This is a genomic window from Plantibacter flavus (assembly GCF_002024505.1).
GTDB classification, from domain to species: domain Bacteria; phylum Actinomycetota; class Actinomycetes; order Actinomycetales; family Microbacteriaceae; genus Plantibacter; species Plantibacter flavus_A.
Genome location: NZ_CP019402.1, coordinates 559,024 through 584,019, shown reverse-complemented (window position 1 = coordinate 584,019; position 24,996 = coordinate 559,024). Strand labels below are relative to the sequence as shown.

Here is a 24,996-nt window from a genome sequence, read left to right as displayed (position 1 = left end):
CGTACCGTCGCAGTCGCGTCCGGGCTTTCCGGACGAGACCCGTGCAGGTACCGCAGCACCAGAGAGGATGGCGCCCATGACGCAGATCATCGAGACCATCGACGTGGACGTTCCCGTCTCCGTCGCCTACAACCAGTGGACCCGCTTCGAGGACTTCCCGAAGTTCCTCGACGAGGTCGAGTCGATCACGCAGGTCACCGACACCCTCACCGAGTGGACGGTGAGCGTCGCCGGCCAGACCCGCACCTTCGAAGCGGAGATCACCGAGCAGCACCCGGACGAGCGCGTCGCCTGGAACAGCACGGGCGGCGAGGCGGACCACGCCGGCGTCGTCACCTTCCACCGCCTGGAGGACGCCAAGACGCGCGTCACCGTGCAGCTGGACTGGGAGCCCAAGGGCCTCCTCGAGCACCTCGGTTCCGCCGTCGGTGTGGCCGGACATGCGGTGAAGAAGGACCTCGGCAACTTCAAGCAGCTCGTCGAGACCGAAGGTCAGACCGGGCAGGGATGGCGTGGCGATGTCGAATAACGGACCCGAGTCGGACGCGCAGCGCGCACACGACGACGACATCGAGCAGGCCGTGACGAAGCCCGAGGAGGTCGATCCCGAGACGGGGACCGACGCCGAGGGCGATCCCGTCGAGAACCCCTCGGGGTAGCAACACGCCAGTCACACCGCATCACCGCCTCTAGGCTCGGAGCATGAGTGCTCGCGCCGGTCAGGCGAACCCCCGCCCCGCGCTGTCCGCCCCTCTTCGGCGGCGGCGCGGGGCGATCTTCGTCTTCATGCTGACCCTCGGGGTCGGCCTGTCATCCTTCATCGTCCGCACGCCCGCGGTCCGCGACCTCGTGCACGCGAGCACCGCCGAGATGGGGCTCATCCTCTTCGGCATCTCGATCGGTTCGATGACGGGCGTCCTGTCCTCGGCGGCGTTCGTCCGCCGCTTCGGCGCCCGACGCCCGATCCTCATCGGTGGTAGCGCCTTCGTCACGGGGCTCGCCCTCCTCGCCCTCATGGCCGGTGCCGGCCAAGGCGTGGGCGTGTTCGTCGGGCTGGTCGGCATCGGCCTAGGTTTCGGCCTTGCCGAGATCGCGATCAACATCGAGGGTGCGACGATCGAGCAGCTGTCCGGACGGTCCATCCTGCCCGTGCTCCACGGCTGCTACAGCCTCGGCTCCGTCATCGGATCCGTCGCCGGCATCGCGCTCACGGCGATCGCCTTCCCCGTGACCATCCACTTGTTGATCGTCGTGGCCGTGGCCCTCGCGGCGCTGCTGTGGGCGATCCCGAAGATCCCGGCCGACACGGGACGTCAGACGGACACGGGGGTCGGCTCCCCCGGCATCCGCGCGCAGCTCGCGGTGTGGCGACAGCAGCGTGTGATCTTCCTCGGACTCATCGTGCTCGCCCTCGCGCTGGCGGAGGGCGCCGCCGGCGACTGGTTGCCGCTGATCATGGTCGACGGACACGGAACCACGGCGGCCGTCGGTTCGATCGTCTTCGCCGGGTTCGCGCTCGCCATGACGATCGGTCGCTTCGCCGGTGAACCGCTCCTCGCCCGCTTCGGCAAGGCCAACGTGCTGCGGGTGAGCGCGCTGGTGTCGGCGGTCGGGATCGCGCTCGTCGTCTTCTCCGACAGTGTGCTCGTCGCGGGGCTCGCGGTCCTGCTCTGGGGGCTCGGAGCGGCGCTCGGCTTCCCGGTGACCCTCTCGGCGGCGGGTGAGAGCGACGATCCGACGACGACCGTCGGCGCCGTCGCTTCGGCCGGCTATGTCGCGTTCCTCGTCGGGCCGCCGCTGCTCGGGTTCCTCGGGGAGCATTTCGGTCTGCGCGGCGCGATGATCGTCGTGCTCGCCGTCGTCGTCCTGGCGTCGTTCCTGACGTCCGCGGCGAAGCCCCAGGCCCGGCAGCGGACGGCCGCGCCGACCGGTCCCTGAGCCGAACCCCGGTCCCTGAGCCGCGTCAACCGGTCCCTGAGCAACAACCGCCCCGGTCAGCGCGGATGGCGCTTGGAGCGCCGGATGTACCCGGGCAACAGCACCCGGCCGGAGACACCCGAGCGACGCGCGAGGATCTCGCCGAAGGTGACGCCCGCGGCGAGCGCGAGGCCGGTGAGCCCCGCCTGCAGGAGCTGCTCGAAGCCCTCCGAACCCTGCTCACCGTTCACGAGGGCGAGCATGCCGCGGTAGATCGCGAGCCCGGGCAGCAGCGGGACGATCCCGCAGATCGTCAGGATGATCGCCGGGATCCGCAGCCGCGGGCCGAGCGCCTCCGCAGCGAACCCGATCACGAGTGCGGCGAGCGCACTGGCCGCCGCCGGGGCGACGCCGCTGCCGGACACGAACACGAACACCGAGAACGCGATGGCGCCGGTCACGCCCGCGAAGAACGCCGCGCGGAGGGCCGCGTACGAGGCCATCGCCCAGGCTGCCGAGGCGACGGCCGCTCCGACGATCTGCACGGCGACCGGCCAGGGGCTCACGGGGAGGTCGAAGAGGACGAGCGAGATGCCGAGTCGTCGGGCGAGGTCGAGCACCCCACCGATGCCGACGACGATCCCGATGGTGAGGAGCATCACCTCGACGAGGCGTCCGCTTGCGGTGACCGGGAACCCGTTGATCGCGTCGTCGGCCGCCCCGACGAGTGAAGCGCCGGCGAGGAGGACGACGATGCCGGACGCCACGATGAGGGCTGGGGGCAGCGCGGAGAGGTCCGCCGGGACGTAGGGGCTGAGGATGGAGATGAGGACGGCGACCGTCGTGGCGATGGCCGCTCCGGTGAGTTGGAGGAAGAAGACGGGCAGCTTCCAGACGTTCAGGGCCCGGAACGCGCTGTCGATGAGTGCCGTGGTGGCTGCGGCGAGCAGCATCGAGACCACGCCGCCGCCGAGGAGGACGGCGACGGCCGCGGCCATGGTCGACAGCAGCACGGTGATGAAGCCGCGACGGTAGGTGCGACGGGCGGTGAGGATGCGGTCGAGGTCGCGATGGGCGGTGCCGAGGCGGGCGTGCAGTTCGTCGAGCACGTCCGCCTCCTCGTCGCGGGCGACGTCGGTGACGGTCATGATCGGCTCGGAGCGACGGGTGATCCCTTCGGCGACCACGACGACCTTCGCGAGCCGGTCGAAGTCGGCTGCGGGCGAACGGACGACGCGCAGCACCGTGACCCCCGGTGACCGCTCGGACCCGTCGTGCGCGATGAGGATGGAGGTGAAGGTGAGGTCGACCTGGCATTCGAGGTCGAACGCGCGGCAGACCCGGCGGATGGCGTCGGTGACCTCGGCCGCTGCGGCTCCGAGCGCCAGCATCGACTCACCGATCCGGCCGGCCAATTCGAGCACTTCGCGCACGGGCCGTTCGGCGTTGAGGCGGACGACCGCCTGCTCGTCGACACCCTCCGGCGCCGCTCCTCGGACTCCCCCGGCCAGCTGACTCAGCAGCGAACGCATACCCACCCGCTCATCGTACGAGCCACCGGTGACCGCGGTCTCGCCCTGGCGTTCGGCGGTCGGCTGTGCGAGGCGATGGGCGGGTCAGAGCGGCCCGGATCCTCGTGATCATCTCGAATGTCAGTGGTCCATGTTGGACTGGAGTCATGACCGAGACCGCCACGTTCGAGGGCCCCGAGGTGCACGAGCGCTCGGGGTATCCGGAGCACCCGGAACACCCGAGCGATGTGTTCGCCGCTCGGATGGCGTCGTTCACCGACCGCTTCGTCGACCTCGCCCGGCGCCGCGCGGCGCTCGACGCCGAGGAGGCGCAGCTGCTGGCCGAGGCCTTCTCCTACGCCGATGCGACCGCGTCAGCGCTCGTCTCCGCGAGCACCACCTCGACCGACGCCCGCGACCTCGCGAGGCGGTCGATGTGCGCGTCGCTCGCGATCGCCACGAGGATGTCCGAGCCGACGCTCCAGGCGCGGGTCGGCGACGCCGAGGCGCTCGTCCACCACGCACCCGTCGTGCTCGAGGCGCTCGCGCAGGGTTCCATCAGCGGCGGTCACGCCCGCGCGATCACCGACCAACTCCGCGACGTCCCGGCGGAGGGCCGCGCGGTGTTCCTGGAGCAGGTGCTGCCCGTCGCCCTCCGATCGACGACCGCACGCCTCCGGCAGCGCGCGAGGGTCGTACGGGAACGACTGCACCCCGAATCGATCACCGCCCGGCGCACGCGCTCGATCACCGAGCGCCGTGTCGAGCTCGAGGCTGCGGCCGACGGCATGGCCTGGCTGCACCTGTTCACCACCGCCCCGCTGGCGCACGCGATCAGGAACCGCCTCGACGCCGTCGCGGTCCCGGCGCGGATCGCCGGCGACACCCGCACGCTCGCTCAGCTGCGTGCCGACGCCCTCGCGTCGCTCGCCGTCGCCGGAACGGTGCACGACGACGTCGGTCCCATCCCGGTCGACCCGGAGACGACCGGGACGTTCACGTGGCTCCCCGGTTCCGCGCCGCTCGACGACGCCGCCAGGATCGTCGAAGAGGCGGTCGCCGCCCGGGCCGACCCCCTACTCGCCGAGCCCGTCGGCATCGAGGCCCGCATCCGGGCCACCGTCCAGATGACCGTCCCGGCCCTGTCCACCCTCGGCATCACCGACGAACCCGGCGTGCTCGACGGCTACGGCCCGATCGACCCCGACACCGCCGCCCGACTCGCCGTCACGGCCCCCTCCATGACCCGCATCCTCACCCAACCGGAAACGGGAGCCGTCGTGTCCGTCGGGCGCGAGCAGTACCGGGTACCGGCAGACCTGGCGCGCGCCGTCCGCCTGCGAGACACCACGTGTCGGGCACCGGGCTGCGGACGGGCCGCCCGGAGCTGCGACCTCGACCACTCGATCGCCTGGCAGGACGGCGGCACGACAGCTGTCGACAATCTGGCCTGTCTCTGTCGACATCATCACCGGCTGAAACACCTGCCGGGTTGGAACCTCGAGCACCACCCCGGCGGCATCCTCACCTGGACCACACCCGACGGCCGACGACACGAGACGAGACCCGAGCTCGCCGAGACCGGGTGAGCCTGGGCGACCCCGGGCTCAGTCGGTGACGACCGGCACCACGAACCGGTGCTCACCGTGCGCGACCACCTGCTCCTCCGCACCGGGGAGGGCGATCTCAGCGGTGACGCCGACGGGCACGACCACGGCGACCTCCAACGTCTCACCGGCGACCCGCCAGGACACACTGATGCGACCGTAGGGCGACTCATGCGCGACCGCCGCCGACGTCAGCCGCGGATCGGGTCGAGGCGCGATCCGCACCCGACGGTACCCCGGCGCGACACTCGTGAGCCCACCGATGGTTCGGTGCATCCAGTCGGCGACGGCCCCGAGGGCGTAGTGGTTGAACGACGTCATCCCGCCGGGGTTCACGGTCCCGTCCGGACGGAGGCTGTCCCAGCGCTCCCAGATCGTCGTGCCGCCCTGCTTCACCGTGTACAACCACGACGGGCACTCGTCCTCGAACAACAGGTCGTAGGCGGTCGACAGGTGGCCGCTGTCGGTCAACGCGTCCGTGATGAGCGGTGTCCCCGCGAAGCCGGTCGCGATGCGGTTGCCGGCCGCGGCGACGAGCTCGGCGAGCCGACGACCCGCCCAGCCCCGCTGCTCCGGAGTCGGGAACAGTCCGAACTCCAGTGCCAACGAGTACGCCGTCTGCGCATCGCTCGTCAGCTCGCCCGAGTCGAGCACGTACTCCGCGGCGAAGGCGTCCCGGACCGCTGCCGCGAGCCGCCCGTAGTGCTCGGCGTCAGCCGTCAGTCCGAGTTCGGCCGCCGTCTCTCCCAGTCGCTTCGCCGACCACGCGAAGTACGCGGTCGCGACGAGGTAGCGGTCGGTCGCGGCATCGGCTGGATCGTTCGGGGGTGCAGCCGGGTCGAGCCAGTCGCCGAGCTGGAAGCCCGTGTTCCACAGATGGCCGGGCCCTGCGAGACGGTCGACGAGGTCCACCCACCGCTTCGCGCTCTCGTACTGCGTCGCGAGCACCCCACGGTCTCCGAACCGTTCGAACAGGGTCCACGGCGTCAGGACGGCGACGTCGCCCCACACCGCGCCCGGCCGGATCGGCGTCCACTCACTGCCACCGGGGATGACCGGGACGTACCAGGGGATGGTCCCGTCGTCGAGCTGCTCCGCCTCCACGTCCCGCAGCCACCCGCCCAGGAACCCCGCGCAGTCATAGAGGAACGACGCCGTCGGGGCGAACACCTGGATGTCTCCGGTCCAGCCGAGTCGCTCGTCGCGCTGCGGGCAATCGGTCGGTAGGCCGACGAAGTTGCCACGCATCCCCCAGACCACGTTCTCGTGCAACCGGTCGAGCAGCGGGTCGGACGATTCGAACCACCCCGTGCGCTCCATGTCGCTGTGGTAGACGAGCGCCTCGACGTCCGACGGATCGAACGCGCCCGGCCATCCCGTGATCTCGGCGTACCGGAATCCGTGGAACGTGAAGCGCGGCTCCCAGACCTCGACGTGATCCGGGCCATCGGTGCCATCGGCGGCATCGGCGTCGGATGCCGGACCACGCAGCGTGTACCGGTCGGTCGCGAGGGCACCACGCAGCGGACGGGTGTAGATCTCGCCGTCCTGCATGACCTCCGCATGGCGGAGCTGCACGGTCGTCCCGCGCGCTCCGGAGACCCGGATGCGGAGGCGACCAACGAGGTTCTGCCCGAAGTCGAGCACCGTGGCGCCCGAGGGCGAGGTGGTCACCTCCACCGGCAAGACGATCTGCGTGTTCCGGACCGGCGGCCCCTGCGGCGCCACCAGTGTCCCGGTGTCGCGCGACCCGACGGCGACGGGAGAGAAGCCCTCACCGTCGAACCCCGGAAGCGACCACCCGGCCACCTCCTCACGCGCGTCGTAGTGCTCGCCGAAGTAGAGGTTGCTGCGGAGGATCGGCCCGAACCCGGCCGTCCAGTCGGCGTCGGTGGCGATCGTCGTGCACGTGCCGTCGGCGTGCGTCACCTCGAGCTGCGCGATGAGCGACAGGTCGGCCCCGTACAGGTTGGGATACCCGCCGTGGAAGCCGATGCGGCCGCGGTACCAGCCGTCACCGAGCCAGGCCCCGATCGCGTTCCCACCCGCCCGCAGCGCGTCGAGGACGTCGTAGGTGCGGTACGTGAGGCGCTCGCCGTAGACGGTCCAGTCCGGCGCCAGGGCGTCCGCCCCGATACGGCTCCCGTTGATCTCGACCTCGGCGAGCCCGTGGGCGGTCACATAGAGGCGGGCGGAGACGACGTCGTCCGGCAGCGAGAACTCCCGACGGACGAGTGACGGTCGCCGTTCGGCCTCCGGGTCCTCCTCCCACGCGCCGCCCACCGGCGCCGCCGACCAGTCGGACGGCTCCAGCAGGCCGGCCTCAACGGTCGCCGACTCGCTCCACGCCGACCACGCACCGTCACGATCCTGGACCCGGATCCGCACCACGGCCGCCTCACGCGACGCGAGCGGTTCGAACGGCCAGTCGACGAGCACCTGCTCGGAGGACACGACCGGCTCCGCCTCCCTGCGGCTGCCGGCGCGCACCGCCTCGACCTGGTACGCGGACGGTTCGAAGCCGGACGGAGCGGTGAGCTTCCAGGACAACCGCGGCGAGGCGACGCCGATGCCGAGCGGCTCACGGAGGTGCTCGAAACGTGGCGCGGTCACGGTGACCTGCTCGGCGGCGGCAGCAGGAGGCCGACCGGCCTGGTCGGCGGTGGTGGCGGTGATGGAGGTGGTCATGGCGAGACATAGCCTTTCTCCCGGTCGGAACGGACCCGGGTGAGCGGAGTGGTGGGAAGCGCGATCGAGGGCGCTGGGGACGGCGGCGATTGAGGGATCAGCCCTTGACGGAGCCCGCCGTGAGCCCCTTCATCACCCGCTGGTTCAGCACGAGGTAGAGCACGAGGGTGCCGAACACGTTGATGCAGATGGCTGCGAACAGCGGACCGTACTGCGTGGCCCCGAACTCGCCGGTGAAGTTGAGCAGCCCGACCTGGATCGTGCGGAGGTCGGAGCTGTTCGTGAAGGTCAGCGCGATGAGCAGGTCGTTCCAGATGAAGAAGAACTGCACGAGGGCGATCGTGAAGATCCCGTTCCGGACCATCGGGAACCCGATGACGAAGAACGAGCGGATGATGCTCGCGCCGTCGAGGGTCGACGCTTCGAAGACCTCGCGCGGAATCGCCCGGAAGAAGGTCGCCATCATGAACACCGTGAGCGGCAGGCCGATCGCGGTGTAGGTGATGATGAGCGGCCAGAGCGTGCCGGAGAGCCCGGTCTGGAAGTAGACGGTGAACAGCGGCAGCAGGATCATCTGCCCCGGCACCATGATGCCGACGAGGAACGCCAGCAGGACGCCGTTCCGGCCCTTCCACACCATGACCTCGAGGGCGAAGCCGGCGGCGGTCCCGAGGACGATGATGAGCGCGAGCGCCGGGAACACCGCGAGCGCGCTGTTCGTGAGGTACTGGCCCATGTTGCCGGTGGTCCACGCTTCGATGTAGTTGTCCCAGGCGATCGAGGACGGCAGGGCGAAGGCGTCACCGTTGATGAACTCGTCGTTCGTCTTGAACGAGCTGATCACCAGCCAGAACAGCGGATAGATCGTGATGACGAGGATGACCGCGACGAGGACGTTCAGGGGCAGTTTGACCAGTCCGCGGCGGAAGCGCCGGGCGCCGGGTGAGACGCGCGGTCGGCGCTCGGGGGTCTTCGTGGGAACCGCGGTGGCGGGCAGGGTGCTGGAGGTCATCGGCTCAGGCTTTCGTGAGGTCGCGACGCGAGGAACGGAAGATGAACACGGTCACGACGAGGCAGATGATCGTCAGCAGCAGGGCGATGGTGCTGCCGTAGCCGTACTCGCCGTAGGAGAAGGACGTCTGGAACATGTACAGCGTCAGGGGGCTCGTCGCGTTGCCCGGGCCGCCGTTCGTGAGCGCGATGATCGAGTCGAAGACCTTGAGGGTGCCGTTGATGCTGAAGATGATCGCCGACAACAGGACGGGGAGCGACAACGGGATGACGATGTGGCGCACGAGGCTCCAGCCGGTCGCTCCGTCGAGGCGGGCGGATTCCAGCGTGTCCTCGGGGATCTCGACGATGCCCGCGTACAACAGGACCCCGTAGAAGCCGATGGAGCGCCAGATGTCCATGATCGCGATCACGAGGAAGGCGTTCGCGCCACTGCCGAACCAGTCGACGGAGTCACCACCGAAGCTGGTGATGACCGTGTTGACGACCCCGGTGGAGGGTGCCACCTCGAACATCTTCTGGAAGAGGAGCGCGACCGCGACGGTCGGCAGGACGACCGGGAAGAACACGAGTGTGCGGATGATTCCGGACGAGCGCTTCAGGACGAACACGTACAGGAGCGACATCAGGTACCCGATGAACACCTGCCCGATCGTGACGACCAGCGCGTACTTGACCGTGAAGAGGACCGCGTCCCAGACCTTCGGATCGCCGGCCGCGCGCACGAAGTTGTCCACGCCCACGAACGTGAAGCCGGTGATGGCGTTGCCTTCGAAGACCGTGTAGCCGAGCGACCAGATGACGGGGACGAGCATCACCAGGGTGTAGACGAGGAGGGCGGGACCGAGCAGGATCGCGATCGCCCGCTTGTCACCGAGTACGTGTTTCATGTCATGTCACTTCCGTGTGCAGCCGCGGTTGGAGGCGGGCGACGGCGCGAGGTCGCCGCCCGCCGCGGGTCAATTGTCGAGGTCCGCCTGGACGAGCTGCATGAACTCCTCGGGGCTGATGGCCCCGGTCACGAGCTGTGCGGCGTTCGTCTGGCTGGTGGTCGTCGCCTTCGTTGAGAACAGCGCCTCGAACCAGAGCACACTCGACGTCGACTCGGAGATCGTCGTCTGGATCTCCTGCGTGAGCGGAGCGACGCCGGTCACCTCAGTGTTCGTCTTGAAGCCCGAGATGGTCCCCTGATCCTGGAGCGCCGCACTGCCGTAGTTCTCGGCGATGCAGCCGAGCCAGTCGCCGACCTTGTCGTCGTAGAGCTTGGCGTTCATGGTCGTCGGCAGGCCGACGTTCGCCGGGTACTCGTCGATCGACCCCTTGCCGCCCTCGACGGCCGGGAACGGCATGAAGCCGACGTTGTCGATGCCGATCTGGTTCGCCGTCTCGTCGTTCATCGACTCGAGGATCCAGCTGCCCATGTAGAACATCGCGGCCTTGCCAGTGAGGAACTGCTGCGCGGCCGTGTCGTAGTCGATCGATCCGACGCCCTGTCCGAAGTAGCCCTTCGCGCCGAGGTCGGCGACGGCAGCTGCCGCCTCGACGTACTCGGGGTCGGTGAGCTTCGCATCGCCGTCGGCGACCTTTTGGAGCGCGTCGGCGCCGAGGTCGCGGAAGAGGTAGTCGCCGACGAGACGGGTGAGCGGCCAGCCCTGCTCCCCGGACGCGGAGAACGGGGTGACGCCCGTCTTCGAGATGGTGTCGGCCGCGGTGACCAGCTCATCCCACGTCTGCGGGATCTCGACGCCGGCGTCGGCGAAGATCTGCTTGTTGTACCAGATCCCCTCGATGTTGTACTGGTAGGGCAGCACGTTGAACTTGCCGCCGTAGAGCGCCTTGATGGTGCTGATCGCCGCGGGCTCGATGTCGTCGAGCGCGTCGAGGTCGGTGAGGGCCTGCTCGAAGTCGACCACGTTGCCGGAGCCGTCGAGCGTCTTGGTGAGATCGGGCGCGTTACCCGCCGCGTACATGACGGGGAGGGAGTTCTGCCCGGCGAGCAACTGGAGCTTCTGGTCGAGGTTCGTCTGCGGGACCGTCTCCACCTTGAGCGGCAGGGCCGTGTTCTCGGCCTTGCACTGGTTCTCGCTGAGGGCCGTGATCTGCCCCGGGATCATCGTGTTCTCGGAGTTGATGAGGTAGGTGAACGAGGTCGCCGTGGTCGAGCCACCGCCGCCACCGCAACCGGTGAGGACGAGAGCGAGCGCTCCGGCGCTGGCGGCCAGCGGAGCCAGGACGGCTTTCCGGCGCATGGGTCGTGTCATTGCGATTCCTCCTTGAATGCAGGCCCCGAGCGGTGCCGTGTGTTGTTGACGCGCATCAATTGATGCGCGTCAAGTGATGAGACTAGGTAAACTGGCCTCGATCCGCAAGGTGGAATCGGTAACGATTCACCGATCGACGCGGATCACGACGAGGGTGGGCGAAGATGTCGGAAGCGAGAGCGCGGCGCGGGCAGCAGGGCGACTCGCGCATGGGCGACGTCGCTGAGCGCGCGGGAGTGTCCCACGGCACCGTGTCGAACTTCTTCAACCGACCCCACCTGCTCAGTGACGCGACGCGCGAGAAGGTCGCCGCCGCGGTCGACGCCCTCGCCTTCGTCCCCAACGACGCAGCCCGCACACTCGCGAAAGGGACCGGCAACACCGTCGGCGCCGTGCTCGTCGACATCGGGAACTCGTTCTTCGTCGACATCGCGCGCGGGATCGAGTCCGCAGCGGCGGAAGCCGGGCTGAAACTCCTCCTCGCCAACAGCGACGTCGACCTCCAGCGCCAGAACGACTACCTCGACCTGTTCGACGAGACCCGCGTGCGCGGCATCATCCTCGCTCCACTCGACGGCGAACAGCGGGGCGCGGCCCGTGTGCGCAGTCACGGCCGCCCGGTGGTGTTCGTGAACTGGCCGGGCGATCCCGCGCAGTCCTGCGGCGTCATCGTCGACGAGGAGTTCGGCGGCTACCTCGCGGCGAGCCACCTCATCGGACTCGGACGGAGCAGGCTGCTGTACGCCGGCGGACCGCTCCACCTGCACGCCGTCGCCGACCGGCTCGCGGGCGTGCGACGCGCCGTGTCCGAGCACGCCGGCGTCGAGCTCGAGGTCGCGGAAACCCACAGCCTCACCACCAGGGTCGGCCGCATCCTCGGTGAGCAGCTGGCCGACCGCGCGGCCACGGATCGGCCCGACGCGATCGTCTGCGCCGCGGACTCACTGGCCGTCGGGTGCATCGAGCACCTCGTCACCGCCGGGATCAGCGTCCCCGACGACATCGCCGTCACCGGGTACGACGACAACCACTACGCCGCCGAGAGTGCCGTCCCGGTGACGACGATCGCGCAGCCCGGTCGGGAGATGGGCGTGATCGCAGCCGGACTGCTCGCCGAGGAGGTCGACGAGCCGGCGACGCACGAGCACCGCACGGTCGTGCTCAAGCCGGAACTCGTCGTCCGGCGCAGCTCGGTGCGGTGACCGCGGCAAGCTCCGCCGATCTCCGCGGTTACCATGGATACCCGTGACTGATCGCCGACTCCCGCTCCTCGTGCAGCTGCGCCGGCGCATGCCGCTCGTCCGACTCGGGACGGATCCCGCCGAATCCGGGACGTCGCTCCGCCGTTCGCTCGGCGTCTGGCAGCTCACGATGATCAGCGTCGGCGCGACGCTCGGCACCGGCATCTTCGTCGTCCTCGGCACCGCCGTCCCGCTCGCCGGACCCGCCGTCTGGATCGCGTTCGCGGTCGCCGGGCTCGCAGCACTGCTGTCGGCCCTGTCCTACGCCGAGATGGCCGGGTCGGTGCCGGTCTCCGGATCCAGCTACTCCTACGCCTACGCGACCATGGGTGAGGGCGTCGCCTGGGTGTGCGGGTGGTGCCTCGTGCTCGAGTACGGGGTCTCCGTCGCCGCGGTCGCCGTCGGTGCCGGGCAGTACGTGAACGAAGCGCTCGCGGTCTTCGGCCTGGGACTGCCGCCGGCACTCGCGAACCCGATCGGCGTCGCCGACGGACTGATCAACCTGCCGGCCGCGGCCCTCGTCCTGCTCGCGATGCTGCTGCTCGTCCGCGGCGCGAAGGACAGCGCCTGGGCGAACACGATTATGGTGTTCGTGAAGCTCGCCGTGCTGCTCGTCTTCGTCGTCATCGCGTTCTCGGCGTTCTCCCTCGGCAACTTCGAACCGCTCGCACCGATGGGTGTCGCCGGTGTCGCGGCAGCCTCCAGCAGGCTGTTCTTCTCCTACATCGGGTTCGATGCGGCATCGACCGCCGGCGATGAGGCGACGAACCCGCGACGCGACCTGCCGCGCGCGATCATCCTGTCGATGGTGATCGTCACCGCCGTCTACATCCTCGTCGCCATCGCCGCGATCGGCGCCCGGCCGTGGACCGCCTTCGCGGACGACGAGTCGGCGTTCGTCGGCATCCTCACCGAGATCACCGGGCAGCCGATCGTCGCGCTCTTCTTCTCCATCGGCGCGGTCATCGCGATCGCGAGTGTGGTTCTCACCGTCTACTACGGGCAGACGCGCATCCTGTACCGGATGGCGCAGGACGGCATGGTGCCGCGGGTGTTCTCGCGCGTCGGTCGCCGCAGCGGGACGCCCGTCGCCGGGACCGTCATCGTCGGTGCGGTCGTCGCGGTGGTCGCCGCCCTCATCCCCCTCGGCGAACTCGCCGACGCCACGAGCATCGGCACACTGTTCGCGTTCGCCCTCGTGAACCTCTCGGTCATCCTGCTGCGTCGCCTACGCCCCGACCTCGACCGCAGCTATTCCGTCCCGCTGTTCCCGGTGGTCCCCGCGCTCGGCATCGTCATGTGCCTCGGGCTCATGGTGTCGCTCGGCGGGACGACCTGGATCGTGTTCCTCATCTGGATGCTCGTTGGCGCGGCGCTCTACCTCGGGTACGGACGCCGGCACTCGACGGTCGGCGCCCTCAGCGACGAGGAGTACGCCGAGGCGATCGCAGCGGAGGACACGTCGCAGAGGTGATGTCCGGGGCCTAGATGACGCCCTGTTACGGGAGAGGCCGATTGCCAGGCGACGTCCGGGACTCGTGATGCAGGATCGTGCGTATGACCCGACAGATCCGATTCAACGCCTTCGACATGAACTGCGTCGCCCACCAGGCATCGGGGATGTGGCGTCATCCCGACGACCGCTCGAGTAGCTACAAGGACCTCTCCTACTGGACGGACCTGGCGCAGCTGCTTGAGCGCGGCAACTTCGACGGCATCTTCATCGCCGACGTCCTCGGCACCTACGACGTCTACGGCGACAGCAACGAGGCCGCGATCCGCAACGGCGCGCAGGTGCCGGTGAACGACCCGATCCTGCTCGTGTCGGCGATGGCAGCGGTGACGAAGCACCTCGGCTTCGGCGTCACGGCCGGCACCGCGTACGAGCACCCGTACCCGTTCGCGCGGCGCATGTCGACGCTCGACCACCTGACGAAGGGGCGCGTCGGTTGGAACGTCGTCACCGGGTACCTGCCGAGTGCGGCGCGCAACATGGGGCACGACGACCAGCTCGAGCACGACGAGCGGTACGACGTCGCCGACGAGTACCTCGAGGTCCTCTACAAGCTGTGGGAGGGCTCGTGGGAGGACGACGCCGTCGTGCGCGACCGCGAGACGGGCGTGTTCACCGACCCGACGAAGGTCCACGAGATCGGGCACTTCGGCAAGCACTACACGGTGCCCGGCATCCACTTGTCCGAGCCGTCCACGCAGCGGACGCCGGTCATCTACCAGGCCGGTGCGTCGCCGCGCGGCATCCAGTTCGCCGCGGGCAACGCGGAGGCGATCTTCGTCGGTGCGTCGACGAAGGCGGGGCTCAAAGCGACAGTCGGACGCATCCGTGACGCCCTGGAGGCCGCCGGTCGCGACCGGTACTCGGCGAAGATCTACACGCTGCTGACGATCATCACCGACGAGACGAGCGAGAAGGCCCAGGCGAAGCACGAGGACTACCTGCAGTACGCGTCACAGGAGGGTGCGCTCGTGTTCATGTCGGGCTGGATGGGCATCGACCTGTCGCAGTACGACCCGGAGGAGCCGATCGGCAACGTGAAGAGCAACGCCATCCAGTCGGCGGTCGCCAACTACCAGGCGGCCAACGAGGAGGGTGGCGAGTTCAAGGTGAAGGACATCGCGCGCATGGGGGCGATCGGAGGGCTCGGTCCGCGGATCGTCGGCAGTGCGTCGGAGATCGCCGACACCCTGCAGGAGTGGGTGGAGGAGACCGACGTCGACGGCTTCAACCTCGCCTACGCGATCACGCCCGGCACCTTCGAGGACATCGTCGAGTTCGTCATCCCCGAGCTGCGTCGTCGTGGCGCCTACCCCGAGGAGTACGTCGAGGGCAGCCTCCGCCACAAGCTCCACGGCCGTGGTGACCGTCTCCCCGAGGAGCACACCGGAGCCCGCTACCGCTACACGAGCTGACTCCCGGTCCCTGAGCCTGTCGAAGGGCACCACGCACCCAACCGACAGCGCCCCGCTCCCCCAACTACCCCGGTCCCTGAGCCTGTCGAAGGGCACCACGCACCCCACCGAACCGTCCTACCCGCCGATGATCTCGGTCCCTGAGCCTGTCGAAGGGCACCACGGACACACCCCGCCCTTCGACAAGCTCAGGGACCGAGGAGCACCTCGCTCAGGGACCGAGCCTCACCCGATCAGCGCGCGTCGAGCCACTCCCGCACTGCCGCTTCGAACGCCTCCGGCGCGACGTTCCACTCCAACCCGTGCGGTGCCGCGTCGACCTCGACGAGCTCGAACGAGGGTGACCGCCGAGCGACGGCCCGCGTGAGCTCCACGGGGATCGTCGTGTCGCCGGGCGAGTGGATCGCGAGCGTCGGCAGGTCGTCGATCGGCCCGGCGGACAGCGCGCGGACCGGAACCGCGCCGCGTACCCCGGCGAATCGCGCCAGCACCGGCGCCGAGAGCACGGCGAGCGCCGAGCGCACGAGTATCCGCGGCACGCCGGCGACCTCGGCCGCGTGCAGCACCGTCTCGCTGAGGCCGAGCATCGGCGAGATGAGGATCGCGCCCTGCACCACCTCTGGTCGCTCGCGTGCCGCCGCGAGGCTCAGGGCGGCGCCGTAGGACCAGCCGCAGACGATCACCCGTCGAGCACCGAGCACCACGGCGTCGTCGATGGCCGCGATGACGCGGTCGACGTCCGTGGCGTCAGCCCCGGAGCGACGCTCGGCGAACGCGGACCCGAGGCAGGTGACGAGCGACGGCAGACCCGCCCGCCGCACGGCCTGCACCGAGCGAAGCGTGGCCAGTGGCGATGCCCCGAGTCCGTGGGTGTGCACGACCCAGGTGTCGTCATGTCGGGCGCTGTCGGCATCGCCGTCGAACCGCCATGCCCCCGACGGCGTTCTCGGCACGCGCGCCTCGTCCACCCCGAAGTCCGCGGGTGTCACAGCCGCCCCGGTGAACCGCGCACGGGTCGTCCCAGCGGGAACCTGGCCGTTGACGACCGCTCGCATCACGGACCCGTCGGTCGTCTCGCGGCCGATCACCGGTCCGACGATGACCCGCGAGCCGTCGTCGAACTCGAGCCCGTACCGTCCCGGCAGCGCGGTGGCAGCGTTCCGTTCGAGCCGCACGGTCGTCGGCGACGAGGTCGGCAACACCTCGCTGTAGTGCACTCGTCCGGCCCCGATGACGCGTCGGGCGACCATCGCGCTCGCGACCCCGAACCCGGCGACGGCAACGGTGGCGAGGCCGGCCACGACGACACCTGCACTGCGCTTCACGTCACACCCTCGATCCCGTCCCGCTCGGGGAACGGTGAACCAGCCTAGCTCCGCGCACCCCCGGCTCACTGAGCCGACCCCGGTCGCTGAGCTATCCCTGATCCCTGAGCCCAACCCCGGTCCCTGAGCCGAACCCCGGTCCCTGAGCCAACACTCGCCCCGGTCCCTGAGCCTGTCGAAGGGCACACGAGGACACCCCACCCTTCGACGAGCTCAGGGACCGAACGGAGGCCCGCCGGGTCATGTACGATTACTCAGGACGCTCCGGCGCCACGCGGATGTAGTTCAATGGTAGAACTTCAGCTTCCCAAGCTGATAGCGCGGGTTCGATTCCCGTCATCCGCTCCAATTCCCGTGCGGGAGTTCGACGTAGACCCCTGCTCGGTGATGCGACTGACGGCGACGCCTCCCCCGACGCGCTCAGCTGTGTGTCGTGTTCGCCCGCATCTCTTCAACGGTCATCTCCGGCGCACCGCCGGCGGCCGCCTCCGGGTCCATCCAGACGAAGTCCCAGTGGTGGCCGTCGAGGTCGTCGAAGCTCTTCGAGTACATGAAGCCATGGTCTTGTTCGCCGGCAGGCGTCGCCCCGCTCGCGATGGCCCGCTCGAACATCGAATCGACGTCGGCTCTGCTCTCAGCGCTGAGCGCGAGCTGCACCTCGGTGGAGGTGGTGGCGTCGATGATCGACTTGCTCGTGAACTCCGCGAAGAACTCCCGCGTGAGCAACATCGCCGTGATCGTGTCGCTGATGACCACGCTGATGGCGTTCTCGTCGCTGAACCCCTCATTGATCGAGTAGCCGAGTGCCTCGAAGAACACCCGTGACCGTGGCAGGTCGCTGACGGGAAGATTGACGAAGATCATGGTGGACATCGGGGCCGTCTCTCTCGAGGGTGCCGGCGGTCCGTTGCCGTCGGTCGCCTTCGAATGATGACGACGATGGTCGACGACGTCAAGAGTCATCCGACGCGAAGCGGCTTGAGCAGCGCGCGCGTGTGGTCACGAAGAAACGTCCGCGCATGGATTCACGCCTACCTGTGGCGTACAGCAGCCACCGGACGTTCAAGCACACCACATCCACGAACGATCGCGGTCGACCTCTGGTCGTGAGTGAGCGGGAGACACCGTATCGATGCGCGCTCAGCGCGGCAGTGGTCGCAGCTGATCCTCGGTCACGGGGAAGGACACCTCGTAGTACAGCTGCGTGGCGGTCATGTCACCCCAATCGTCCTTCTTCACCCGGATCCCGGAGGTCGAGACCTCTGCGATCCGAACCCGCAACCAGGAGCCGTCCTCCAGACGAAGCTCGTGCGGGTCGGCGAGATAGCTCATGCCGATCTCGTCGAGCGCCTCCTCGGCATGGAACCAATCCAGCGCCTCGGTTCGCTGACGCCCCAGGAGATCGATGACGACGAACCCCTCACCGACAGGCTTCATCCACCCCAGCCGCTCTCGATCCTCCGAGCGCCGATGTTCGATCCAGTCCGGTTCCATGGAGCGAGCGTAACGGCCACCGAGGAACAACGCCTGGCGGATGACTGACCGAACGCCAGCCCACCAATAGCACGAGGGGGCCGACTCGAAAGCCGGCCCCCTCGTGTGTCGTACGACGACGAGTGGTCAGTGCTCGTCGTAGTGCTCGCCGTGTACTGCGTGCTGGTGGCCGTCGTGCAGATAGTCGACGTGACCGTCGTGGTCGACGGCGTCGTGACCGCACGCCGCACCGTGCTCGTGGTCGGCGACGGTGTGCTCGGCGACACTCTCGTGCTCGTCGTAGTGACCGTCGTGCAGAGCGTGGTGGTGCGTGCCGTGCACGTAGTCGGTGTGGTCGTCGTGCTGGACGGCCTCGTGGCCGCAATCCGTTCCGTGCTCGTGCTCGGTGACGGAGTGCTCGGCGTGGATGTCAGTCGTGCTCATGGTTGCCTTTCGAAGGAGGAGATGAGGTGTCGCGATGGACGGCGACGCTTGACCAGTACATCTCACGCATAAGCGAATTGCAATACATGCACCTAATCGATAGTGGTTCTCGCTATCCCTCGAGCGCGTGCTGCACGGCATCGTCGACGATGTGCGAGACGTGCACGTCAGCGACGTCGTAGTGCGCCTCTCGACCGATCCGCTGCACCGAGACGAGGCCGGCCGAGCGCAGCGTCCGCAGGTGCTGCGAGACCAACGGCTGCGACAACCGGCTCTGTTCGGCGAGTTGACCGACCGTGGATGTGCCGCCGGCCAGGATGCGCAGCAACCGCAACCGCGAGGAAGAGGACAGCGCTTTGAACAACTCGGCAGCAGGTTCGAGATCCTCGTTCATCTGTACATATAAGCAGATGTGAATGCATCGGGATCGTCTGAACCCTCGAAGACCCCGTTCGACGTCCGCGCTCTGGATCGTCACCCTGACGATTAGGCTGGGCGACTGTGCTCGATGGACCGCTGATCGCCGAATGGCTCCCCGTCTCGGTGGCCGCGCTCGTCCTCCTCCTCGTCGCGGCGGGAGTGGCCGGCTGGGTCGACGCGGTCGTCGGCGGCGGTGGACTGATCCAGCTGCCCGCGCTCGTCATCGCCGTTCCGAGCGACGTCGCGACCCCGTTCATCCTGGGCACGAACAAGCTGTCGTCCTTCTTCGGCACCCTGTCGGCGAGCTGGGTGTACCTGCGCAAGATCAGGGTGCAGCTCGTGCTGCTGGTGCCTCTCGTCGCCGGGGCCTACGCCGGATCGACTGCCGGTGCCGCGTTGTCGCGGTACGTCCCTCGCGACGTCTTGACGCCCGTCGTGCTCGTCGCCGTGATCGCCGTGGCGCTGTACACCCTCTTCAAGCCCACCATGGGCCTGCACCACGAACCCCGCCATGACCGTGCCAGCGCGGTCGCCTGGCGGGCGGCGATGATCGGCCTGCTGGTGGGCTTCTACGACGGCATCCTCGGACCGGGAACGGGTTCATTCTTCGTCATCCTCATCGTCGGCGTGCTGGGGTACGGCTTCCTGCAGGCCAGCGTGAACGCGAAGATCGCCAACCTCACCACGAACCTCGCCGCCCTCGTCGTGTACGGGGTGCACGGCGAGGTCCTGCTCGCGCTCGGTCTCGCCATGGCCGTCATGAACATCACCGGCGGGTTCATCGGCGCCCGCATGGCGACGAAGCGCGGAAGCGGCTTCGTGCGCATCGTGTTCCTGGTGACCCTGTCCATCCTCATCGTGAAGCTCGCCTGGGACACCGTGACGCAGTTCACCGGTTCATGATGCAGCAGGCACAGCGACCTCGTCGACGGATGTTCCGAGCAGCCGTGTCGTCCAATCACCCAGGGCCGCGATGGCGGTCCGCGAGATGGCGGCGGCCGGCATCATGCTCGTGAAGCCGTGGAACGCCCCCGGCCACACGTGCAGTTCGGCATCGCCGCCGGCCGCCCACATCGCACTGGCGTAGGCGACCGTCTCGTCTCGGAACACCTCGGCGCTACCACAGTCGATGTAGGTGCGCGGAAGACCGGCGAGGTCGGTAGCCCGCGCGGGGGCGGCGTACATGGACACGTCCTCACCGGCGCGACGGTGTCCGAGATAGGCATCCCAGCCGAACCGCGTCATCTGCCGATCTGCGACCCCGACCCCGTCGATCTGCATCGTCGACACGGTGGCATCGCGGTCGTCGAGCATCGGCGAGACGAGGATCTGCCCGAACAGGGCCGGCCCACGGCGGTCTCGGGCGAGCAGGGCGGTCCCCGCGGCGAGCCCGGCACCCGCGCTCTGCCCGGCGATCACGATGCGGTCCGGGTCGATGCCGAGTTCATCCGCGTGCTCCGCGACCCAGACGAGTCCGGCATAGCAGTCCTCCACCGGGTACGGGTCGGGGTACTCGGGGGCGAGGCGGTAGTCGACGCTGATGAGCACCACGTCGTGGTCGTTCAGGAGCCAGTCGTCGTAGGACTCGAGGTTGCCGAGGTGATGGCCGAACATCATCCCGCCGCCGTGGATCGTGTAGACCGCCGTCGTCGCGCCCGAGCGCCCGATCCGCTGGATGACCGCGAGCGTGATCGGATCCCCGAGATGGCCGGGCACCGTGAGGGAGCGCCGCTCGAACCCCCGCGAGCGCAGCCGTTCGTCGAGGGCCTCCTCGGTCGTGTCGAGGCTGCGCATCCTCGGCAGCATCTCGGTCGTCAGGGTGAACGGCCCGCGCGCCTCGAGCGCGGCGAGGAAGGGGGCGAGTTCGGGGTCGAACGGGGGACGGGGCATGCGGTCAGACATGGGAAGGCTCCTGGGTTGCGGGCTGAGATGGGAGGTGATGTGAACGGAGGACACCGACAGCCACCAGGGCTGCAGCGAGGGCGGTGATGGTCGATCCCGCGATGAGGACCGCTTGCTGGAACGACGCGACGAGGGCCGGGGTGAAGTGCTCGGTCGCGATACCGTCGCCGACGACCGCAGCGAGGATCGTCCCGGTCGCAGCGATCCCGACAGCGGTGGCGATCTCGCTCGCGGTGTCGACCAGGGCCGCACCGATGGACGTGCGGTCCGCCGGAAGCCCGCGGAGGACGTTGTTGCCGGCGACGACGCCGACCACCCGCATCCCGGCGGCCACGAGGACGAGTGCGACGAGGACCCACGGATAGCCGAACCGGCTCAGGAGCGCGAACACGGCGAGCCCCGACACGACGGCGGCGGCGCTCATCCAGGCCGCCCGATCGAGACCGACGCGGTGCACGAACGGACCGACGAAGCGACCGCCCGCCAACAGCACCACGACCTGCGGGAGCATCGCGACAGCGGCCAGGGCCGGCGGCCACCCCCAGGCGAACTGCAGCTGCAGGGTCGCCAGGTACGACAGCCCGGCCATCGCCAGCCCGGCGGCAGCCTTGTACGCCAGGCCGGAGGCCACGAGCGGCTGAGCCACGAGACGAAGATCCAGCAACGGCTGGCGGGCGGTGCGCTCCCTGACCACGAAGCCGATCGCGGCGGTCACCGTTGCCGCTGCCGTTCCCCAGCCCGCAGCGACGTCGGTGCCGGTGACGAACAGGGTCGGGGTGACGAGGACGCCGACGACGGTCGCAGTCCCGAGTACAGCGCCGAGCACGTCGATCCGGTCACGGTGCAGGTGCGACCGCTCGTCGGCACCGATCCCGGCGCGGATCCCGATCCAGGCGATCACTGCGATCGGGGCGTTGGCGACGATGAGCACCTGCCACGGCGCCACGGCGAGCACGAGTCCACCGATCGTGGGGCCGGCGGCCAGGCCCACCAGTCCGGCGGTCGAGATGACGGTCAGCGCACGCACACGCAGGTCGTCCCGGTCGAACAGACGGAACGCCAGCGCCATGGATCCCGGGGTCGTCATCGCCGCAGCGACACCCATGAGCGCGCGTACGGCGATCAGCTGCTCCACCGAGGCCACGAACACGGTCAGGACGCTGACGACCGCGAGCAGCGTCAGGCCGACGAGCATGACCCGGCGCCGGCCGAACCGGTCGGCGACCGCGCCGAACAGCAGCATCAGACCACCGAACGCGACCGAGTACGCGCCCGAGACCCATTGCAACGATGCGGTGGACGCCGTGAGGTCACGACCGATGGTCGGGAGGGCGACGTTCAGGACGGAGTTGTCGAGCATCTCGAACAGGAAGACGGCCGAGAGGCCGGCCAGCGCGACCCAGGCGTCGCGGAGACGTGGCGGCGAGGCTGTGACGATCGGGGAGGATGAGGGTTCGGGCATGGGCGCACTCCTTCGATGAAGAAGTGACGACTCCCACGAGCCGCGTGCGCGTTTCCGTCGGCCGGAGCACGACGGGATTTTTCCCTCTGCGACGAGAGTAACGCATCATTGGCCGGTCGTCGCACCTGCGGATCACCGCAGATACGCGTCGACCAGCAACGGACCTCGGACGGCCCTGAGCGTGTCGACCAGCCGGTCGAGTGCTCGGCGGTTCCAGGAGGAGAGCTGGAGATCGTGAGGACCGAGCGGTTCGAGCTTCCCGGTCCGGAGACGGATGACCTCCCAGCCGGCCGAGCGCAGCGCGCGGTCCTTCCGTCGGTCGACGGCTTCACGGCGGCCGACGTGCTCGAGACCGTGCCGGCCGATGCTGTCGTACTCGATGGCGATGCGCAGTTCCGGGTAGACGAGGTCGGGCCACACCTCGAGGTGCTGGAAGAACGGACGTTGCACGCGCACCGCGTTCAGTCCCTCCGTCAGCGCCAGCCGCTCATGGACGTCCGCGCGCAGCTGAGCCTCGACAGCGGACGCCGGTTTCGGCGCGCACACGGACAAGAAGGCCTCCCCCACCGGCAGGTCGGGGGTCTTCTCGCACAGCGACGCCTTCGGCCGCGCGCGACGCTCCCGGATGATCCCGGCGACCGCGGGCACGGGATCGGTCACCGACTCCCGCATCGGCAACGCGACGATCTTCGACGGATCGGCCTCGTCGGAACATTCCGGACACCACGCGCTGCGGCGACGCTCGCGTCCGGGCCGCGAGCGCTGCTCCGCCGGTGTCGCGACGAAGCGGTGTCCGCGGTCGCACTGCCACTGCAGGAGGACGTCGGCAGCCGGCGGCACCTGGCTCAGGACGATTCCGGCGTTGAGATCCGCGTGGTACTGACGCCACAGCGCGGGGAACGACGCCCAGGCCTGCCGGTAGGCGCCCACCGGGTACGGCGTGTCGAGGCCCTTCGACCATTGACGGCGGGCCCACCACGCTTCCACACGTTCCGGCACGATCCCGAACCTACGACGGGCCGCCGACATCGGGCCCCGCGAAGGGCGCCCACCTCGGCGACGCCGTCGTCAGCGCTTCGCGTGGACGGTGTCACCCCACCGGGACCTGGAAGTCCTCGCAGCAGGGGACGTTGTCCTGCCCGGTTTCGAAGTGGCCCGTCGGCGCCTTGCGCTTGACGTCGTCGATGTAGTGGGTCTCGGTGCTCTGCGAGTAGCCGTCTCCACCCTGGAATTCGTAGACGGTGATGTCGACGCGGATCCGGCCGGTCTGCTCGACGTACTCGGTTCCCGCAACGGCATCGACGTGTCGGGTGAGGTCGATGTGCCGCTCTTGTGCCGCCGACTGATCGAGTACTTCGATCAGTCGGAGACCCTCGTCACCGGCGAGCTCCTCCTCGCTCAGGACCTCCGACAGCACTCGATCGGCACGGTGCTCTCCAACCGCTTCGCCTGACCCGGGCCGGACTGCACATGCGGATCCGGCCGACGATTTCCTCGTCACCCTCTGAGTCGCCACGGAACGTGAACAACGGGTGAATCCGCCCGCTCACCCGTTGTCGATCCTGCGATCGAGGAGCAGGATCTTCGCCGTGGACCCCATCATCCTGCTCTCTCTCGTCGTGATCACGGCGCTCGCCTTCGACTTCACCAACGGATTCCACGACACGGCGAATGCGATGGCCACCTCGATCGCCACCGGTGCGCTGCCGCCGAAGGTCGCGGTCACGCTCTCGGCGGTGCTGAACCTCGTCGGCGCGTTCCTGAGCATCGAAGTCGCGCTCACCGTCACGAACGCGGTGGTGAAGATCCAGGACTCGTCGGGAGCTCCCGATCCGGCGCTGCTGGAGGGCGGCGGCTCGGCTCTCCTGCTGATCGTGCTCGCCGGGCTCATCGGTGGCATCATCTGGAACCTGCTCACCTGGCTGCTCGGTCTTCCGTCGAGCTCGTCGCACGCGCTCTTCGGCGGTCTCATCGGCTCGACGCTCGCGGGCCTCGGCCTGAACGGCGTGAACTGGGCCGGTGACGGCTCGAAGCTCGACGGCGTCGTCGGCAAGGTCATCCTGCCGGCCCTCATGTCGCCCCTGCTCGCCGGCGCGGTGGCGGCGATCGGCACCTGGCTCGTCTTCCGGGTCATCGGCAACCTCGCTCAGGGACGTCTCCACCGCGGCTTCCGGATCGGGCAGATCGGCAGCGCGTCGCTCGTCTCCCTCGCCCACGGCACGAACGACGCACAGAAGACGATGGGCGTCATCACCCTCGCGCTCATCGCGGCCGGCGGCTGGGACGACACCGAGTCGGTCCCACTCTGGGTGAAGCTCGCGTGTGCCCTCGCGATCTCGCTCGGCACGTACATCGGCGGGTGGCGGATCATCCGCACCGTCGGCAAGGGCATCGTGGAGTTGAACACGCCGCAGGGCATGGCCGCCGAGAGCTCCTCCGCCGCGGTCATCCTCGCCTCGAGTCACCTCGGCTTCGCGCTCAGCACCACGCACGTCGCGACCGGGTCGATCCTCGGCTCCGGCGTCGGACGGCCGGGGGCGCAGGTGCGCTGGCGGGTGGCCCTCCGGATGGTCGTCGCCTGGATCATCACCCTCCCGGCTGCCGCGCTCGTGGGCGCCGTGATGTGGTGGCTCGGTCACCTCGCGGGCGGGGCGATCGGCGGAATCCTCATGGTCGCGATCCTCGCGGGTGTCGCACTCACCATCTACCTCCGCTCGCGCCGCGACAGCATCGGATCCCACAACGTGAACGACGACTGGCAGGACGCCCCCGCCCGTTCGTCGCAGAAGACCGCAGCGTAAGGACG

Annotated in this window: 23 protein-coding genes and 1 tRNA gene; 10 read left to right on the top strand and 14 right to left on the bottom strand. The window is 69.0% G+C overall.

Annotated features, from left to right (window positions below; all coding sequences use genetic code 11):
• Positions 1–76: 76 nt before the first annotated feature.
• Genes BWO91_RS02715 through BWO91_RS02710 form a run of 3 tightly spaced genes read left to right on the top strand, consistent with a single transcriptional unit; the run spans position 77 to position 1,938 of the window.
• A complete protein-coding gene (locus BWO91_RS02715; RefSeq protein ID WP_071261699.1) occupies positions 77–529 on the top strand; it encodes an SRPBCC family protein in 453 nt (150 codons plus the stop codon).
• The gene (locus BWO91_RS19565) at positions 519–659 is read left to right on the top strand and encodes a hypothetical protein (RefSeq protein WP_153303361.1); all 141 of its coding nucleotides are present in this window, start codon (positions 519–521) and stop codon (positions 657–659) included. Before BWO91_RS02715 ends, BWO91_RS19565 begins: the two co-directional genes overlap by 11 nt.
• Before the next feature lie 43 nt (positions 660–702).
• Positions 703–1,938, top strand: coding sequence for an MFS transporter (locus tag BWO91_RS02710; RefSeq protein WP_079001066.1), 1,236 nt, complete (start codon positions 703–705; stop codon positions 1,936–1,938).
• 56 nt (positions 1,939–1,994) lie between these two features.
• Here BWO91_RS02710 and BWO91_RS02705 read toward each other — a convergent pair whose 3' ends face one another.
• Entirely contained in the window at positions 1,995–3,449 is a 1,455-nt protein-coding gene (locus tag BWO91_RS02705; RefSeq protein WP_079001064.1) for a threonine/serine ThrE exporter family protein, read from the bottom strand.
• A 146-nt stretch (positions 3,450–3,595) separates the two neighbouring features.
• On the opposite strand from BWO91_RS02705, the gene BWO91_RS02700 reads away from it, so the two are divergent.
• The gene (locus tag BWO91_RS02700; protein WP_071261696.1) at positions 3,596–5,017 is read left to right on the top strand and encodes an HNH endonuclease signature motif containing protein; all 1,422 of its coding nucleotides are present in this window, start codon (positions 3,596–3,598) and stop codon (positions 5,015–5,017) included.
• 18 nt (positions 5,018–5,035) lie between these two features.
• Here BWO91_RS02700 and BWO91_RS02695 read toward each other — a convergent pair whose 3' ends face one another.
• The 4 genes from BWO91_RS02695 to BWO91_RS02680 form a co-directional block, all read right to left on the bottom strand.
• On the bottom strand, positions 5,036–7,723 hold the full coding sequence (locus BWO91_RS02695) for an alpha-L-rhamnosidase (protein WP_079001062.1): 2,688 nt from the start codon (positions 7,721–7,723) through the stop codon (positions 5,036–5,038).
• Between the two features lie 97 nt (positions 7,724–7,820).
• Entirely contained in the window at positions 7,821–8,735 is a 915-nt protein-coding gene (locus tag BWO91_RS02690; RefSeq protein ID WP_071261694.1) for a carbohydrate ABC transporter permease, read from the bottom strand.
• A 4-nt stretch (positions 8,736–8,739) separates the two neighbouring features.
• A complete protein-coding gene (locus tag BWO91_RS02685) occupies positions 8,740–9,624 on the bottom strand; it encodes a carbohydrate ABC transporter permease (RefSeq protein WP_071261693.1) in 885 nt (294 codons plus the stop codon).
• Between the two features lie 69 nt (positions 9,625–9,693).
• Positions 9,694–10,995, bottom strand: a complete 1,302-nt coding sequence (locus BWO91_RS02680) for an ABC transporter substrate-binding protein (protein ID WP_071261691.1) — start codon at positions 10,993–10,995, stop codon at positions 9,694–9,696.
• A 164-nt stretch (positions 10,996–11,159) separates the two neighbouring features.
• Between BWO91_RS02680 and BWO91_RS02675 the strand changes: the two genes are divergently transcribed.
• The 3 genes from BWO91_RS02675 (at position 11,160) to BWO91_RS02665 (ending at position 15,164) form a co-directional block, all read left to right on the top strand.
• The gene (locus BWO91_RS02675) at positions 11,160–12,197 is read left to right on the top strand and encodes a LacI family DNA-binding transcriptional regulator (RefSeq protein WP_240555659.1); all 1,038 of its coding nucleotides are present in this window, start codon (positions 11,160–11,162) and stop codon (positions 12,195–12,197) included.
• An 88-nt stretch (positions 12,198–12,285) separates the two neighbouring features.
• Positions 12,286–13,710 (top strand): APC family permease, encoded by a 1,425-nt coding sequence (locus BWO91_RS02670; RefSeq protein ID WP_079003811.1) that lies wholly within the window; start codon positions 12,286–12,288, stop codon positions 13,708–13,710.
• 83 nt (positions 13,711–13,793) lie between these two features.
• A complete protein-coding gene (locus tag BWO91_RS02665) occupies positions 13,794–15,164 on the top strand; it encodes an LLM class flavin-dependent oxidoreductase (RefSeq protein WP_071261688.1) in 1,371 nt (456 codons plus the stop codon).
• A 233-nt stretch (positions 15,165–15,397) separates the two neighbouring features.
• Here the strand turns inward: BWO91_RS02665 and BWO91_RS02660 are convergent, their stop codons facing one another.
• Positions 15,398–16,489 carry an alpha/beta fold hydrolase gene (locus tag BWO91_RS02660; RefSeq protein ID WP_071261687.1) on the bottom strand — a complete coding sequence of 364 codons (1,092 nt, stop codon included), beginning with the start codon at positions 16,487–16,489 and terminating at the stop codon, positions 15,398–15,400.
• Between the two features lie 274 nt (positions 16,490–16,763).
• Between BWO91_RS02660 and BWO91_RS02655 the strand changes: the two genes are divergently transcribed.
• Positions 16,764–16,837: transfer RNA gene (locus BWO91_RS02655), tRNA-Gly, on the top strand.
• A 72-nt stretch (positions 16,838–16,909) separates the two neighbouring features.
• On the opposite strand, the gene BWO91_RS02650 is transcribed toward BWO91_RS02655, so the two are convergent.
• The 4 genes from BWO91_RS02650 to BWO91_RS02635 form a co-directional block, all read right to left on the bottom strand.
• The gene (locus tag BWO91_RS02650; RefSeq protein WP_064295038.1) at positions 16,910–17,362 is read right to left on the bottom strand and encodes a VOC family protein; all 453 of its coding nucleotides are present in this window, start codon (positions 17,360–17,362) and stop codon (positions 16,910–16,912) included.
• Positions 17,363–17,629: 267 nt separating this feature from the next.
• Complete coding sequence (locus BWO91_RS02645) at positions 17,630–17,983, bottom strand: hypothetical protein (protein WP_079001060.1); 354 nt, start codon at positions 17,981–17,983, stop codon at positions 17,630–17,632.
• A 126-nt stretch (positions 17,984–18,109) separates the two neighbouring features.
• Entirely contained in the window at positions 18,110–18,406 is a 297-nt protein-coding gene (locus tag BWO91_RS02640; RefSeq protein ID WP_079001058.1) for a hypothetical protein, read from the bottom strand.
• Between the two features lie 112 nt (positions 18,407–18,518).
• Positions 18,519–18,800, bottom strand: coding sequence for an ArsR/SmtB family transcription factor (locus BWO91_RS02635; protein ID WP_079001057.1), 282 nt, complete (start codon positions 18,798–18,800; stop codon positions 18,519–18,521).
• A gap of 107 nt (positions 18,801–18,907) precedes the next feature.
• Here BWO91_RS02635 and BWO91_RS02630 point away from each other — a divergent pair, with 107 nt between their 5' ends.
• Complete coding sequence (locus tag BWO91_RS02630) at positions 18,908–19,729, top strand: sulfite exporter TauE/SafE family protein (protein ID WP_079001056.1); 822 nt, start codon at positions 18,908–18,910, stop codon at positions 19,727–19,729.
• Here BWO91_RS02630 and BWO91_RS02625 read toward each other — a convergent pair.
• The 4 genes from BWO91_RS02625 to BWO91_RS02610 all read right to left on the bottom strand — a co-directional run bounded on the left by BWO91_RS02625 (position 19,724) and on the right by BWO91_RS02610 (position 23,607).
• On the bottom strand, positions 19,724–20,728 hold the full coding sequence (locus BWO91_RS02625) for an alpha/beta hydrolase (protein WP_079001055.1): 1,005 nt from the start codon (positions 20,726–20,728) through the stop codon (positions 19,724–19,726). The genes BWO91_RS02630 and BWO91_RS02625 overlap by 6 nt on opposite strands.
• The gene (locus BWO91_RS02620) at positions 20,721–22,190 is read right to left on the bottom strand and encodes an MFS transporter (RefSeq protein ID WP_079001053.1); all 1,470 of its coding nucleotides are present in this window, start codon (positions 22,188–22,190) and stop codon (positions 20,721–20,723) included. The genes BWO91_RS02625 and BWO91_RS02620 overlap by 8 nt, the downstream gene beginning before the upstream one ends.
• Positions 22,191–22,322: 132 nt before the next feature.
• Entirely contained in the window at positions 22,323–23,189 is an 867-nt protein-coding gene (locus BWO91_RS02615) for a zinc-ribbon domain-containing protein (protein ID WP_079003810.1), read from the bottom strand.
• Between the two features lie 91 nt (positions 23,190–23,280).
• Positions 23,281–23,607, bottom strand: coding sequence for a hypothetical protein (locus tag BWO91_RS02610; protein ID WP_079001051.1), 327 nt, complete (start codon positions 23,605–23,607; stop codon positions 23,281–23,283).
• Between the two features lie 172 nt (positions 23,608–23,779).
• Between BWO91_RS02610 and BWO91_RS02605 the strand changes: the two genes are divergently transcribed.
• A complete protein-coding gene (locus BWO91_RS02605) occupies positions 23,780–24,991 on the top strand; it encodes an inorganic phosphate transporter (RefSeq protein ID WP_079001049.1) in 1,212 nt (403 codons plus the stop codon).
• Positions 24,992–24,996: the final 5 nt, after the last annotated feature.